Origin of the sequence: Pseudomonas sp. G34 (genome assembly GCF_031119625.1) — a bacterium.
Lineage (GTDB): Bacteria > Pseudomonadota > Gammaproteobacteria > Pseudomonadales > Pseudomonadaceae > Aquipseudomonas.
Genome location: NZ_JAVHZV010000017.1, coordinates 104,299 through 117,934 on the forward strand (window position 1 = coordinate 104,299; position 13,636 = coordinate 117,934).

Genomic DNA, 13,636 nt, shown 5'->3' on the forward strand with positions numbered 1-13,636 from the left:
GTTAGGCCTTCAGGGCCAGGCTGTCGAGATAGGCTTGCGGGTTCTGTGGGTCGAAAGTCTTGCCGTCGAAGAAGGTCTCGATACCGCGGGATTTGCCCTGGGGAATCTGGGCGGCGGGCACGCCCAGCTCGGCGGCAGCCTGGCGCCAGATGTCTTCGCGGTTGACCTGGTCGATCAGCGCCTGGCTGTCGAAATCCATCGGCAGGTAGCCCCAGCGTTTGTTTTCGGTGAGGAACCACAGGTCGTGGCTCTGGAAGGGGTAGGAGGCGAACTCGCTCCAGAAACGCATCAGGTGCGGGCTGTTTTCCACCACGCGGCCGTTGCCGTAGTCGAAGTTGCCCTGCAGGCGGGCCAGCAGATCCTTGGCCGGGGCGCCGATCCAGCGGCGTTTGGCGCAGATTTCGGCGACCTTTTCCTTGTTCTCCGCCGCTTCGCAGAACATCTGCGCTTCCATCACCGCCTTGAGCAGGGCGCGGGTGGCATTGGGGTTGGCGGCGACATAATCGGCGCGCAGCGACAGGGCCTTTTCCGGGTGGTTGGCCCACAGCTCGCCAGTGGTTACCGCGCTGTAGCCGATGTTCTGGTTGATCAGCTGGGCGTTCCATGGCTCGCCGACGCAGAAGGCGTCCATGCTGCCGACCTTCATGTTGGCGACCATCTGCGGTGGCGGGATGACCACCGTCGGCAAGTCCTTGTTTGGCTCGATGCCGCCGGCGGCCATCCAGTAGCGCAGCCACAGGTCATGGGTGCCGCCGGGAAAGGTCATCGCCGCAGCGATCTTCTGGCCCTTGGCCTGCTTGGCGGCGACCGCCTGCTTGAAGGCGCTGGCGTCGGTGCCGAGCTTGAGATCCTGGTATTGCTTGCTGATCGAGATGCCCTGGCCGTTGAGGTTCAGGCGCGCCAGCAAGACCATCGGCAGCGGCGTGTTGTTGGTGGTGATCTTGCCGGCGGCCATCAGGTAGGGCATCGGCGTGAGGATATGGGCGCCGTCGATACCGCCACTGCCGGCGCCGAGCACCAGGTTGTCGCGGGTGGTGCCCCAGGAGGATTGCTTGAGCACTTCCACGTCGGTCATGCCGTGCTTGGCGAACAGCCCCAACTCCTCGGCGACGAACAACGGCGCGGCATCGGTGAGGGCGATAAAGCCGAGCTTGGCCTTGGTGGTCTCCAGGCCATCCGTGCCGGCAGCCCACACCGCGCTGCTCAGGCCCGCTGGCAGCATGCTCAGCAAGGCACCGCCGCCCAGCAGTCCCATGGACTGCTTGAGGAAGGTACGGCGTGGCAGGCCGGTTTTTTGTTCGGCGTTCTGCTGTTCGCGTGGCGTGTCGTCCATCTCGTTCTCCCCAAAAGGCACGCATAAAAAAACGGCGTCACGCTCATGGCAGCGCGGGGCTGCGTGAGTGTGGACGCCGTTGTCCGGAATTTGGATTGTGGAGGGCAGAGCCTGCCTCCCCTGTTAGGGACTTAGCAGGTTGCATGCCAGCGGTGATTTCACCTGGTGCGACAGCCTGGCCGTCAGCAGTGGAGTGCCCCGTCAATGCGTTAACTGACTGAGCGTTAAGGCTTTTTGGCTCGATTTCCAGACTGCTCTGCGATTCGCATTGCAGGCGGGCGATCTTTGTCGCCGCACAGCAGCAGGGCGCGAGGCCTCTTCCGTGCGCGGCGCAGGTGCATGACAAGGTCGGGCTTGGGCACCGGTAGCCTGCGCTCGGTGCTTCACGATCTCTGTGTATCAGGAAACTCTTCTTGCGATGGATCGACAGCAATATAGTAGAAGCGGCCGTTCCCAGCGTAGGGTGGACAACGCTCTTTTTTGTCCACCATTGCGCTCGCAGAGCGGTGGACGGATGAAGCGTCGTCCACCCTACGAAAGGCCGCTTCCGCCACGTTGCAGCCATTAGGGATGGCTTAGGCCGAATGGTCGTGAGCAGATTGCGAGCGGGGCTGGCGAGTGATGCCCGGCAGCTAGCGCAGCGTTCTCAGCCGCGCCGGGGCTTGTCGGTTCGCGGCTTTTCCTGGGTCTTGCGTGCGGCGAAGGTGAGCAGGCTCTGGGCGACGTCGACCAGGCGCATGCTGCGCTCCATGGCCGATTGGCGCAGGCGCGCGTAGGCGTCCTCTTCGCTGAGCCGGTAGTCGTTCATCAGCAGCTTCTTGGCCCGCTCGATCAGCTTGCGCTCGTTGAGGGTTTCGCGGGTTTCCTGCAGCTCGTCGCTGACCTGCTGCAGGCGCTGGTTCTGCTCGTGCAGCAGATCCAGCACCGAGCGGGCCAGGTGGTTGCCCACGGCGTCCTGAGGTGGGATGTCGAGGGTGCTGCTGTGCACGCTGAACAGCAGTGCCTGCTCGCTGCCGGCATCCATCTGCGCTACACGGCCGAGCAGCGCGCGGTGATTGTCCAGGTCGGCATGGGCGTCCGCGATGCTGCGCCGGCAGCGTTCGAGCAGGCATTGGGTCAGGTGGCTTTCGACCTGCTTCATGGCATCGATACGTTGGGTGTTGAGCTCGAACCACAGCTCGCACAAGCCCGGGTCCACTTGCGCCTCGGCCGAAGTGCGCTTGGCCACAGCGCGCAGGCTGGTCACCTGGGCAACGGTGTCGGTGCCGCGAATCTCTTGCCACAGCGCATTGGCCTCGGCGCTGGCGAACTCGGTGAAGATGTCGAAGCAGCGCTCCTGGCCTTCCTGCAGGTGCAGCAGGCGCGCCTGCAATTCGTCATCGAAATGCCCACGGGAAAACCCCTCGACGCCGACCGCGCGTTCCTGGCCGGCGAGTTCCTTGCCCTGCATGAAGTTGAACAGTGCCACCAGCACCCGAGTGATGCCCGGATCCACGGCGGTATCCGCCGCCTCGAAGACCACCGCCAGCAGCCCGCCGATCAGCCGGGTAAAGGTCTGGGTCGCCTGGCGAGGAGACAGTTGCCGTTCACGGATACGCCGGCGCAGCCCGGGCAACTCGTCGAGGCCGTGCAGCACGTAGGCGATCCGCTGGAACAGGCGGGCACGGTCGGCCGCATTGGCCTGGGCGGTGTCCATGGACAGGAAGAATTCCAGCACCTCGCGCTCCACGGCAGCCGAGCCCGCGCTGTGTGCATCAAGATGGTGCAGGTAGCGATCCGTCTGGTTGCCCAGGTAGACGTTCGAATAGCCCCGTTCCTTTTGCAACTGATGCACCAGTTGGCTGATCCGGGTGACCAGCTCGCAGGTGACGGACAGGCTTTCCAGGCCCTGCAGCTCGCAGCGCCGGGCGGCGAGCATGAAACGCAGGGTGGGAGGCATTTTGTGATCGGGCATGGCAGGGTCTTATCGGTCGCAGTGTTGAACCAGAACAGTGCAAATAGCAGTCCAGTTTTGCTGCAGTGCTACCTGTCAGGGAGGTCGCGGGGCTCTATGAGCTGCACCCCCTTCAGGCGCTGTGCAGCTGCAGCGGTTCGGCCGCCAGCGTGGCCGCGCCGACCACATCGCCGATCACCAGGATGGCCGGGCTTTTCAACTGGAAGCCCTGGGCATCGTCGGCCATTGCCTGCAGGGTGCTGCGGCATTCGCGCTGGTCGGGCAGCGAGGCGTTTTCGATCATCGCCACCGGGGTGGCGGCAGCCATGCCGGCATCCAGCAGGTGTTGGCGGGTGTCGGCCAGGGTGGCGATGCCCATGTACACCACCAGCGTGGTGCCGCTGTGGGCCAGCGCCTGCCAGTTCGGCGCGCTGCCGTCCTGAGTATGGGCGGTCACCAGCGTCACGCCGCGGGCCACGCCGCGCAGGGTCAGGGAGATGCCGCAGCGGGTTGCGGCGGCCAGGCCGGCGGTGATGCCGTTGACGATTTCGCAGTGCACGCCGCGCGCCGCCAGCCAGTCGGCTTCCTCGCCGCCACGGCCGAAGATGCACGGGTCGCCACCCTTGAGGCGCGCCACCACCTTGCCCTGGCGGGCGTAGCGCAGCATCAGCCGGTGGATGAAGGCCTGGGGCGTGGAGCGGCAGCCGCCGCGCTTGCCGACGCGTATCACCCGGGCGCCCGGGCAGTGCTCCAGCACCTGTGGGTTGACCAGATCATCGATCAGCACCACATCGGCCAGGCCCAGGGCGCGCACCGCCTTGAGGGTCAGTAGTTCCGGGTCGCCGGGGCCGGCGCCGATCAGCCATACGCTTGGATTCATCACGGTATTCCTCTCTTTAGAACCAACTAAAGTCTGCTGCGCGTCGGCCCTGCGGCGTTAAAAACAGGCTGGATTGCCAGCCCAGTCGGATTGCTCATTTACAGCTCGTAAACTCCGCGTCCTCGCCTGTTTTTGCGGGGCCGCCTAGGCCTTGCATTGCTCTAGCTCGCGAGACTTGAGCAGGGTTCTCGTATTTCCCAGTTTTTCACTAGGCTTCGATGGTCTGTAGCGCCAGCAGGCGCTTGATTTCCGGGACGCAGGAGCCGCACTGAGTGCCGCAGCCAAGGTTCTGCTTGAGCGTGATCAGGTCGCCGCCGCGCTCGATGCCTTCGCGCACTGCCGCCTCGCTGACGTTCATGCAGGTGCACAGGGTCTTGCCGGTCTGCCGGCGGGTCTGGCCAGGTGGGCTTTCCAGGGGGGCCAGCAGCCAACGGCGCAAGGATCGGCCGGTGTCGTCGTCGAGTGAGGTCTGGTTCTGCCAGAGGTCGCGCAGCCAGTTGCGTGCCTGGGTTTCGCCACCCAGGGCGAAGCCAGTCAGGCGACCGCCGTCGATACGCACGCGTTTATGAATGGGTAGGGCGCCTGGGCCGCTATGAGGGTCGTCGTAACGCATCACTGGGCCATCACTCAGGCCCAGGTGCTGGTGCAGCCGATCGAGCAGTTCTTGCGCGGGCGCGTGATGGTGGGCGACGCGCATCACCAGCGCCGAGGCCTCGCGACCGGCCAGACCGAAGCTCGCGTAGGCGAAGGTTTCGCACAGCGGGCGCAAGGCTTCCAGGCGTTGTTGAACGTCACCTTCGATCAGTGCGTGGAAGGTCCAGGGCAGGTCGATGGCCTGCACCTCGATGCCGGCATGCTTGAGCTCGGGTTGTTTGGACAGTGGATCGAAGGCTGGCAGGGTCAGGGCATTGATGCCCAGGCCCTTGAGAAAACGGTCGCCCCAGTGCATCGGCAGGAAGGCCTGGCCGGGCTGAAGACTGGCATCGGTTTGCACACGCAGCACCAGGGCGCCACGGCGGCTGCGCACCTCGACCAGTGTGCCGTCTTCCAGCTGCCGCTGCGCCATGTCCAGCGGATGCAGGCCGAGCAGCGGCTCTTCGGCATGGGCGAACAGCCGCGCGGCAGTGCCGGTGCGGCTCATGCCGTGCCACTGATCACGCAAGCGCCCGGTGTTGAGCGTCAGCGGATAGCCTTCAGCGCCTTGCTCCCTGGGCGGCTGATACGCCTCGGCGACAAAGCGCGCGCGACCGTTGGCGGTTGGAAAGCGGCGATCGCCATACAGGCGCGCCGTGCCTATCTCGGCGCCTTCGGGAAATGGCCATTGCTGTGGGCCTCGCGCTTCCAGCAGGCCATAGCTGAGCCCGCAGAGGTCCAGATCACGCCCGCGGGTGAGCACCTTGTATTGCTCGAACAGTTGCTCGGCGGCGGAGAAAGCGAAAAGACCGGCAGGTGCGCCGGGCAACCGGGCCTCCAGGCGGCGGGCGAAGTCGCAGGTAATCGCCCAGTCGGCACGCGCCTCGCCAGGTGCCGCTACCGCACGGCGCACGCGACTGACACGGCGCTCGGAGTTGGTCACCGTGCCTTCCTTCTCGCCCCAGCTAGCGGCGGGCAGCAGCAGGTCGGCGTAGCGGCAGGTTTCGGTGGTGGCGAACGCTTCCTGCACCACCACGAATGGGCAGTCGCGCAGGGCCTGATGAACCTTGTGCTGGTCGGGCAGCGACTGGGCCGGGTTGGTGCAGGCGATCCACAGCGCCTTGATGCTGCCGCTGCCCACCGCGTCGAACAGCTCGATGGCGCTGAGCCCGGGCGTTTCCGGCAGCCTGTCGACGCCCCAGTACGCCGCGACTTCGGCGCGGTGCTCGGGGTTGGCGACTTCGCGGTGACCCGGCAGCAGGTTGGACAGGCTGCCGGTTTCCCGGCCACCCATGGCATTGGGCTGGCCGGTGAGGGAAAACGGCCCGCTGCCGGCCTTGCCGATCTGCCCGGTGGCCAGGTGCAGGTTGATGATCGCGGCGTTCTTGGCGGTGCCGGCCGTGGACTGGTTGACACCCATGCACCACAGCGACAGAAAGCGCGGCGAGCTGCCGATCCAGTCTGCGCAGCGGCGCAAGTCCGCTTCACTGATGGCACACCGTTCGGCAACGCGTGCGGGCGGGTAGTCGGCAACCAGGGTTTGCAGCGAATCGAAACCTTCGGTGTGGGCCGCGATGAAGGCGTGGTCGATCCGTCCTTGCTCCAGCAGCAGATGCAGCACGCCGTGCAGCAGCGCCACATCGCTGCCGGGGGCGATGGCCAGGTGCAGGTCGGCGAGGTCACAGGTGTCTGTGCGCCGTGGGTCGACGACGATCACCTTCATCTGCGGGTTGCCTGCCTTGGCCGCTTCCAGGCGCCGAAACAGGATCGGGTGGGCATAGGCCATGTTGCTGCCGATGATCAGCAGGGTATCGGCCTGTTCGATGTCCTCGTAGGAGCAGGGCGGGGCGTCGGCACCCAGGCTGCGCTTGTAGCCGACCACCGCCGAGGACATGCACAGGCGCGAATTGCTGTCGATATTGTTGGTGCCGACCAGGGCGCGGGCCAGCTTGTTGAAGGCGTAGTAGTCCTCGGTCAGCAGTTGCCCGGAAATGTAGAAGGCGACGCTGTCCGGGCCGTGTTCGCGGATGGTGGCGGCGAACACATCGGCGGCGTGATCCAGGGCGCTGTCCCAGTCGGTACGAACACGGCCGAGCCCTTTACCGAGGCGCAGCTCCGGGTAAAGCGCGCGGGCGGCGGGGTCGCCGGTCAGGTGCAGCGAGGCGCCCTTGCTGCACAGCTTGCCGAAGTTGGCCGGGTGCGCCGGGTCGCCGCTGACGCCAACGATACGCTCGCCGTCGTGTTCGATCAGCACGCCGCAGCCGACGCCGCAGTAGCAGCAGGTCGAGGCGGTGGTTTGTGTGGCCAGGCCGCTCATCAAGCGGCCCCTTGCAGCAGAATGGGTTCGGCGGTGTAAGCGGGCGCGAGACTGGCGACGGCATCCTCGCCAAACATCAGCAGGCCGCGAATAGCGGCGACGTTGCGGCCTTCGCGGAGCAGCTGCAGGTACCAGGCAGCGTCAGCGGTGTCGCCGTACAGGCAGGCGCCGACCAGCACGTCGTTTTTCAGCACCAGCTTGCGGTAGCTGCCCGTCAGTGGATCGTCGAGCACGATGCTCTGGGTGCCCGGGCCGCCGGCGAAATCCCCAGCGGAAAACAGCTCGATGCCGGTGACCTTGAGCTTGGTCGAGGTCAGCGAACCCAGGTAGCGGCGAAAACCCTGCATCGCCAGGTGGCTGGCGCACACCCGCGCCTGTTCGAACAATGGCGCCACCAGGCCATAGGCGACGCCCCGGTGGCTGACGCATTCGCCCACCGCGTACACGCGCGGGTCGAAGCTCTGCAGCGTGTCGTCGACCAGAATGCCACGGGCGCAGGGCAGGCCGGCACGCTGGGCCAGTTCGATATTGGGGCGAATGCCGGCGGCCATCACCACCAGGTCGGCGGGCAGGCTCTCGCCATCGCTGAAACGCACGGCGCTGACCCGACCGCCATCGCTGCCGATCAGCGCACGGGTCTGCTTGCCGAGGGCGAAGTGCAGGCCGCGGTGCTCCAGGGCACTTTGCAACAGGCGCCCGGCGCGGGCATCGAGCTGGCGCTCCAGCAGGGTGGCGCCGTTGTGCACCACGCTCACCTCCATGCCGCGCAGCTTGAGGCCGTGGGCGGCTTCCAGGCCCAGCAGGCCACCGCCGATGACCACGGCGCGGCGATGCCGGGTGGCGCTGTCGAGCATCAGGCGGGTGTCGGCGATGTCGCGGTAGCCGATCACGCCGTCCAGCGTGTTGCCGGGGATCGGCAGCATGAATGGTCGCGAACCGGTGGCGATCAGCAGGCGGTCGTAGGCCGCGCTGCTGCCGTCATCGGCGATCACCCGGCGGCGTACGCGGTCGATCTCCACCACCGTGCGGCCGAGCAGCAGTTCGATGCCGTGGCTGGCGTACCAGGCCAGGTCGTTGAGCACGATGTCATCGAAGGTCTGCTCGCCGGCCAGTACCGGCGAGAGCAGGATGCGGTTGTAGTTGGGGTGCGGTTCGGCGCCGAACACGGTGATGTCGTAGAGATCCGGGGCGATCTTCAGCAGCTCTTCGAGCGTGCGCACGCCGGCCATGCCGTTGCCGATCATCACCAGTTTCAATCGCTTCATCCTTCACCTCCATGGAGCCAGCCCAGGCGACCGCGAGGCCAAAAAAAAGCGTCCTGCACCGTGAGTGCAAGGACGCCTTTGTCCGGTCCCGATCGTTCGGGGAGCGTGCCGTTTGCCGGCGCGCGCTATGTCTGTGAGGTGAAGAGCAGGGAGTGTGCCAACTCGGCGGAGCCCGCCGCAGCGGGCTACCCGGGACGCGCTGCGCTACTGACAGCGCGCCTGCTGACTTGTATTGGTGCGCTGCGCACCGCCGTTGTGCGTCAAGGCGTCAGCAGCAGGCGCTTGCGCCCGTAGGTCTTCTCCAGGTTCTGTTGCAGCACCGGGAAGCTCACGTACTGGGCACGGCGCCAGGCGTCGATGCCGTCGGCGTAATGGGGGCTGGCCGGGTTGCCGGACTGCCCGGAGCTGTTCAGGCCGATCATCGGCTCCTCGCGGCCGAAGTCGACGATCATGCGCATGCTCGGGATCAGCCAGGTAGTGAAGTCCTGCCCCCAGTTGTAGGCCGAGACGTTCAGGGTGCTGTGGTCACCGCCGGCCGGGTAGGGGCCGCGATCCAGGTAGCCCTTGAGCGAGGCGATGCTGGCGCGCTGGCCGGCACCGAGGTGCGGCGCCAGCTGCGTGCTGCCGCTCAGCCACTCGTAGGTATGCAGCTTGCCCCACTGCCACGCCGTGCGCTCGTTGCCCAGGCGTTGCTCGAGCAGCTCGATGCTGGCCGCCAGGCTGCGAGCGAGGATCGCCGGTTTGTCTTCCTTCTGCGCGGTGCGCACGTCGTCCCAGAACGGGCTGTCTTCGCGGCCGAGCAGGTGATCGGCCTGCGCCGAGTAGGACAGGTTGGCGGTGTTGACCAGGGCTTGCCAGGCGGGCGAGGTGTCCGGGCCCAGCTCGTCGAGGAAGATCTGCCGCGCGCTCTGCTGCAGGAAGGCGCCATACACGGCGGCGTCCGCCGAGGTGGCTGACAGCTTGCCATCGAAAGCCATCAGTCGGCTCAGGGCTTCACGGGCCTTGCCGCGCTGCGCTTCGGGCAGGCGGTCGATGGCCTGGCGCAGCGGCTCGGCCATGTTCTGCGCCTCGAACATGCCCTGCAGCTTGGCCACGAAGGGCGAGGTCTGGTCGTATTGCATGGCGATCATGCTTGGCGTGTCGTGACGGCCGCTGCCCGCCAGCTGGGCGATGCGCTCGTAACGCTCTGGCGCGTACCAGGAGTTGGACAGCTGCATGCCATAGCCGCGTGGCGCGCTGCGCTGGTTGGCGCTGCCCAGCCAGCCTTGCTGCGGATCCTGGTCGTAGGGGTGGAGCATCGGGTCGGCGAAACCGTCCCACTCGTAGCGGCTGTCCCAGCCCGGCGATGGCACCAGGCCCTGGCCTTCACGACGATTGGGGAAGCGCCCGGTGACCTGCCAGCCGATGTTGCTGGCATCGGCGAATACCAGGTTCAGCGGCATGGCGCGGATTTCCCGGGTCGCTTCGAAGGCCTGCTCCACGGACTGGGCGCGGGACAGATTGAAGAAGGCATCGAGGCTGGCGTCTTCCTCGAACTGCGCAGTCTTCAGGGCCAGGCCATAGCCGCTCTGCAATTGCAGTGGCTGCAGCGGATGTTTGCGCTCGCCCAGCACGCTGTTCAGCAGCGGGCCGTGGCGGGTTTCGTAAACGGTCTCGCGGATCGATTTCTGACCCTTGATGAAAAAGGTTTCCTGGCGCTCCTGAGCGGGCAGCCATTTGCCGTCGGCCAGGTACAGCAGGCGATTGCCTTCGCGTTTGACCTTTTCGAGGAACAGGTCCTGGTTGTCGCCCATGACCATGGTCATGCCCCAGGCCAGCTTGCCGTTGAAGCCGGCCACCACGGCCGGCATGCCGGCGACGGTCACCCCGGAGGCCTGGAATTTCGGCGCGCGAATCTGTACGAAGCTCCACACCGAGGGCAGGCCGATCGGCAGGTGCATGTCATTGGCCAGCAGGCTCTTGCCGCTGCGGCTGCGCGACGGGGCGATGGCCCAGTTGTTCGAGGCGGCGACGCCGAGCATGTGCTGCTCGGAGACTTGTGCAGCGGCGCTCTTCACCGCCTGCAGGCCGGCGATGCTGCCGCCCAGGGACAGGCCCTTGAGCTTGTCGGCTTCCTCGAACGGCAGCGGCTCGTCCGGGTAGGTGGGCAGCAGCCAGGCAAGTTTGTCGGCGCCGACCTTCTGAGTCAGGCTCAGCGCGGCGATCTCTTCCTGCAGGTTCACCGAGAGGCCGAAGTTGAGCAGGCAGAAGATCATCACCGAATCTTCCGGCTTCCAATACGGCGGGCGATAGCCCGCCTCGGCCAGGTCCATCGGCAACTTGTCGCGGTAGCGGAACAGGTAGGCGTTGACGCCCCGGGCGTACACCTCGAAGAACGCCTTCATGCGCGGCGAGGCATTCTTGTAAAGCACCTCGGCGCTCTTCTTGAGGTTGGCCGCGCGCATGAACCTGTCCATCTCCAGCACCCCGGGGCCGGCCATTTCCGCCAGGCGACCTTCGGCCATCAGGCGCATGCTGACCATCTGGCTCAGGCGGTCGCTGGCGTGCACGTAGCCCAGGGTGAACAGCGCGTCATGGAAGGTATGCGTCTCGATCAGCGGCATACCCAGCGGGTTGCGGCGTACCGAAGCGGTCTGCGCCAGGCCCTGCACGCGAAAGGAGCCCTGATCCGGGTGCACGCTGTTGCGGTAACGGCTGTCGAGCAGGGACTGGCAACCGCTCAGCGCAACCATGCCGGTGACGAGGCCAGCCAGGCTCAGGGTGGCGAGAGGACGGAAAGCGCGCGGCAGCATGCGGCGGACTCCTGGAGGATTGTTAAAGGGGGTAGGGCGGAATGGCGCTAAAGGTAGAGAGGCCGATGGCGCCTGGCAAGGGGCGCGAGGGCCGATTCGACCTGGGGTTATGGCCGGGCGGCCAGCCCCTCGTCGAGCAACCAGCGCGCCGCCTCGTGGGCCTGCTGCTGATGGGCCTCGGTGAGCTCGGCAAAACGCGCTTCGTGCTGGCGACGTTCGGGGCGGCTCAGGGCCTGCCAGTCGGCGTGGGTCGGTACATGGGCGGTGGCGTCGTAAAGCTGCTGGAACACCTGCGCCTGGGGGCTGATGCTCAGTTGGCTATCGTAATTGTCGAGCAGCACCTTGATGCGGATGGCGCCTTCGATCAGCGGTAACTGGCCATCGAGGAGGGAGCTGGCCAGCACCCGCAGATCGTCATGCAGGCGCTGGCGTTGCGCGAGGTTGCTCTCGGCCTGCTGACGTTGCCTGGTCCAGACCCGGCGCCAGAGTTGAGCGGCGTACAGGGCCAGTGCGGCGACGATCAGTACCGCGAGCAGGATCAGCAACTGATCAGGCGCCATGGCACTTCTTGAATTTCTTCTCGCTGCCGCATGGGCAGGGGTCGTTGCGGCCGACGTCCTTCAAGGAATTGCGCACCGGCTCCTGAGGAGCATGGTTGCAGTGCGGGCCGTGCACATGGCCGTGGTCGTGATGATGATCATGGTCGTGGTTGCAGTCAGGGCCATGAACGTGGGGTTGCTGGGTCATGCGGGTCACTCCGGAAGATAATCGCCGGGAATTATCTCGCCATTGCGCGCCATGTGCACGCGGCGGCCGAAGAATAATCCGGTTTTCACTTCGCCCTGCAGGCGATAGCGAATCGGCTGGTCGGGCTCCTCCAGCAGCTTGACCACCTGGCGCACATGGCGCCACAGGTTGGTGCGCACCGGCACGTCGAATTCGAGATGGCCGTTGGCAGGGACGGTGAACCAGACTTCCGACTCGCCATCGGCGAGCAGCACATCGTTCAGGTGCACCACGTATTCGAGGCCACGTACCGGCAGGCTGACGTCGTTGGGGTTGTCGATGCGAAAACGCAGGATGAAGCGCTGTTCGAGCAGTTTGGCCTTGACCACGTTGACGTCAACCAGACGCACGTCCGGGTCTTCGAAGCTGTCCGAGAACCAGGTCGAGCAACCACCGAGTGTCGAGCCCAGACCGAGGAATACCATTAGGCTAAGAATTCTTATCATTTGCGCCTGAGAAAACATTTCATACTCCGTTCGAGGCCTCAGTGTAACAAGAGACGGCTTGGCTGCCCTAGTGCTGTCGCGCGTGATTCGCCGTGAGGAAAATGCCGACCGACGCTCGTGTATGCGCGAAAAGCTGCGTCATACTGGCCCTCACGCATTTAGGTTTTATTGCCGTGGCCGAAACGGTCCGGCGAGCCGACAGGAAGGAACGAGAAGATGGCGCGATACGAGATCGCATTTTCCGGTGAGCTGGTGCCCGGTGCCCAGCTGGAGGCGGTGCAGGCCAACTTGGCCAAGCTGTTCCAGGCCGACGCCCAGCGAATCGCCCAGCTGTTTTCCGGGCGCCGGGTGGTGATCAAGAACAACCTGGACGAAGCCGCGGCGGAAAAGTACCGCAGCACCCTGGAGCGCGCCGGTGCTCGGGTCGACGTGGTCGACACCGAGGCGCAGCTCATCGAGGAAATCGAGCTGGCGCCGCCGCCCCCGGCCAACCCGGTGAGCCAGGCTGCAGGGCAACCTGCCGCTCGCCTGGTGGTCGCGCCGCGGGACGAATACATGGCCGCCTTCGCCGATGTGGACGCGCCGGATTTCGGCGTGGCGGCACTGGGTGCCGATTTGCAGGATGGCAAGGCGGAGGTGGCGGCGCCTGATCTGGATCTCTCCGCGCTAAGCCTGGCACCGGTGGGCAGCGATATGGGCCAGGCCAAGGCTGCGCCCGCAGCGCCGGCCCCGGATACCTCGCACCTCAAGTTGCTCTGAGAAGCGCGCCTACAGATAGGTCGCGCAGCACTTCTTGAACTTCTGCCCGCTGGCGCATGGGCACGGGTCGTTGCGGCCCGCCTGCAAACCCACGGTGGGGTCGATGAAGTACCAGCGGCCGCCGTTCTGCACGAACGCCGAACGTTCGCGGTGGCTGTGCTCGCCAGCGGCGTCATGCCAACGGGCCACGAAGGTGACCCGCGCATGCTCGGGCTGGCCGCCGAGCAATTCCGAATGCTCGACCTCCAGGCCCAGCCAGGTGCTTTGCAGACTCCAGGCACGAATACCTTCTATATCCAGTTTCGCCTGCTGCGCCGGCAGTGAGGTGGCGACCAGGTAATCGACATTACCCAGCACATAGGCGCTATAGCGCGAGCGCATCAGGCTGGTGGCACAGGGCGCGTGGGCGCCGGCGTGGTAGCGCCCGCAGCAGTCGGGGAGGGAGTTGCCGCTGCCGCAGGGGCAGCCGCTTGGCGTGGCGTCAGGCATCGT

Annotated in this window: 11 protein-coding genes; 1 reads left to right on the top strand and 10 read right to left on the bottom strand. The window is 65.8% G+C overall.

Annotation, left to right across the window (positions count from 1 at the left end):
• Position 1: 1 nt before the first annotated feature.
• The 9 genes from QYS36_RS11995 to QYS36_RS12035 form a co-directional block, all read right to left on the bottom strand.
• Positions 2-1,333, bottom strand: coding sequence for a CmpA/NrtA family ABC transporter substrate-binding protein (locus QYS36_RS11995; RefSeq protein WP_308839689.1), 1,332 nt, complete (start codon positions 1,331-1,333; stop codon positions 2-4).
• Between the two features lie 646 nt (positions 1,334-1,979).
• The gene (locus QYS36_RS12000; RefSeq protein WP_308839690.1) at positions 1,980-3,287 is read right to left on the bottom strand and encodes a nitrate- and nitrite sensing domain-containing protein; all 1,308 of its coding nucleotides are present in this window, start codon (positions 3,285-3,287) and stop codon (positions 1,980-1,982) included.
• A 112-nt stretch (positions 3,288-3,399) separates the two neighbouring features.
• The gene (cobA, locus tag QYS36_RS12005; protein WP_308839691.1) at positions 3,400-4,146 is read right to left on the bottom strand and encodes a uroporphyrinogen-III C-methyltransferase; all 747 of its coding nucleotides are present in this window, start codon (positions 4,144-4,146) and stop codon (positions 3,400-3,402) included.
• A gap of 208 nt (positions 4,147-4,354) precedes the next feature.
• A complete protein-coding gene (locus QYS36_RS12010) occupies positions 4,355-7,096 on the bottom strand; it encodes a molybdopterin-dependent oxidoreductase (RefSeq protein WP_308839692.1) in 2,742 nt (913 codons plus the stop codon).
• Positions 7,096-8,361 (bottom strand): FAD-dependent oxidoreductase, encoded by a 1,266-nt coding sequence (locus tag QYS36_RS12015; RefSeq protein ID WP_308839693.1) that lies wholly within the window; start codon positions 8,359-8,361, stop codon positions 7,096-7,098. The genes QYS36_RS12010 and QYS36_RS12015 overlap by 1 nt, the downstream gene beginning before the upstream one ends.
• A 260-nt stretch (positions 8,362-8,621) precedes the next feature.
• Complete coding sequence (locus QYS36_RS12020) at positions 8,622-11,153, bottom strand: penicillin acylase family protein (protein ID WP_374990449.1); 2,532 nt, start codon at positions 11,151-11,153, stop codon at positions 8,622-8,624.
• Between the two features lie 107 nt (positions 11,154-11,260).
• Positions 11,261-11,713 carry a DUF2489 domain-containing protein gene (locus QYS36_RS12025; RefSeq protein ID WP_308839694.1) on the bottom strand — a complete coding sequence of 151 codons (453 nt, stop codon included), beginning with the start codon at positions 11,711-11,713 and terminating at the stop codon, positions 11,261-11,263.
• On the bottom strand, positions 11,703-11,900 hold the full coding sequence (locus QYS36_RS12030; RefSeq protein WP_308839695.1) for an SEC-C metal-binding domain-containing protein: 198 nt from the start codon (positions 11,898-11,900) through the stop codon (positions 11,703-11,705). The genes QYS36_RS12025 and QYS36_RS12030 overlap by 11 nt, the downstream gene beginning before the upstream one ends.
• A 5-nt stretch (positions 11,901-11,905) precedes the next feature.
• Entirely contained in the window at positions 11,906-12,403 is a 498-nt protein-coding gene (locus tag QYS36_RS12035; RefSeq protein WP_308839696.1) for an LEA type 2 family protein, read from the bottom strand.
• A 198-nt stretch (positions 12,404-12,601) separates the two neighbouring features.
• Here QYS36_RS12035 and QYS36_RS12040 point away from each other — a divergent pair, with 198 nt between their 5' ends.
• Positions 12,602-13,144 carry a hypothetical protein gene (locus tag QYS36_RS12040; RefSeq protein WP_308839697.1) on the top strand — a complete coding sequence of 181 codons (543 nt, stop codon included), beginning with the start codon at positions 12,602-12,604 and terminating at the stop codon, positions 13,142-13,144.
• 9 nt (positions 13,145-13,153) lie between these two features.
• On the opposite strand, the gene QYS36_RS12045 is transcribed toward QYS36_RS12040, so the two are convergent.
• Positions 13,154-13,633, bottom strand: coding sequence for a YchJ family protein (locus tag QYS36_RS12045; RefSeq protein WP_308839698.1), 480 nt, complete (start codon positions 13,631-13,633; stop codon positions 13,154-13,156).
• Positions 13,634-13,636 lie beyond the last annotated feature (3 nt).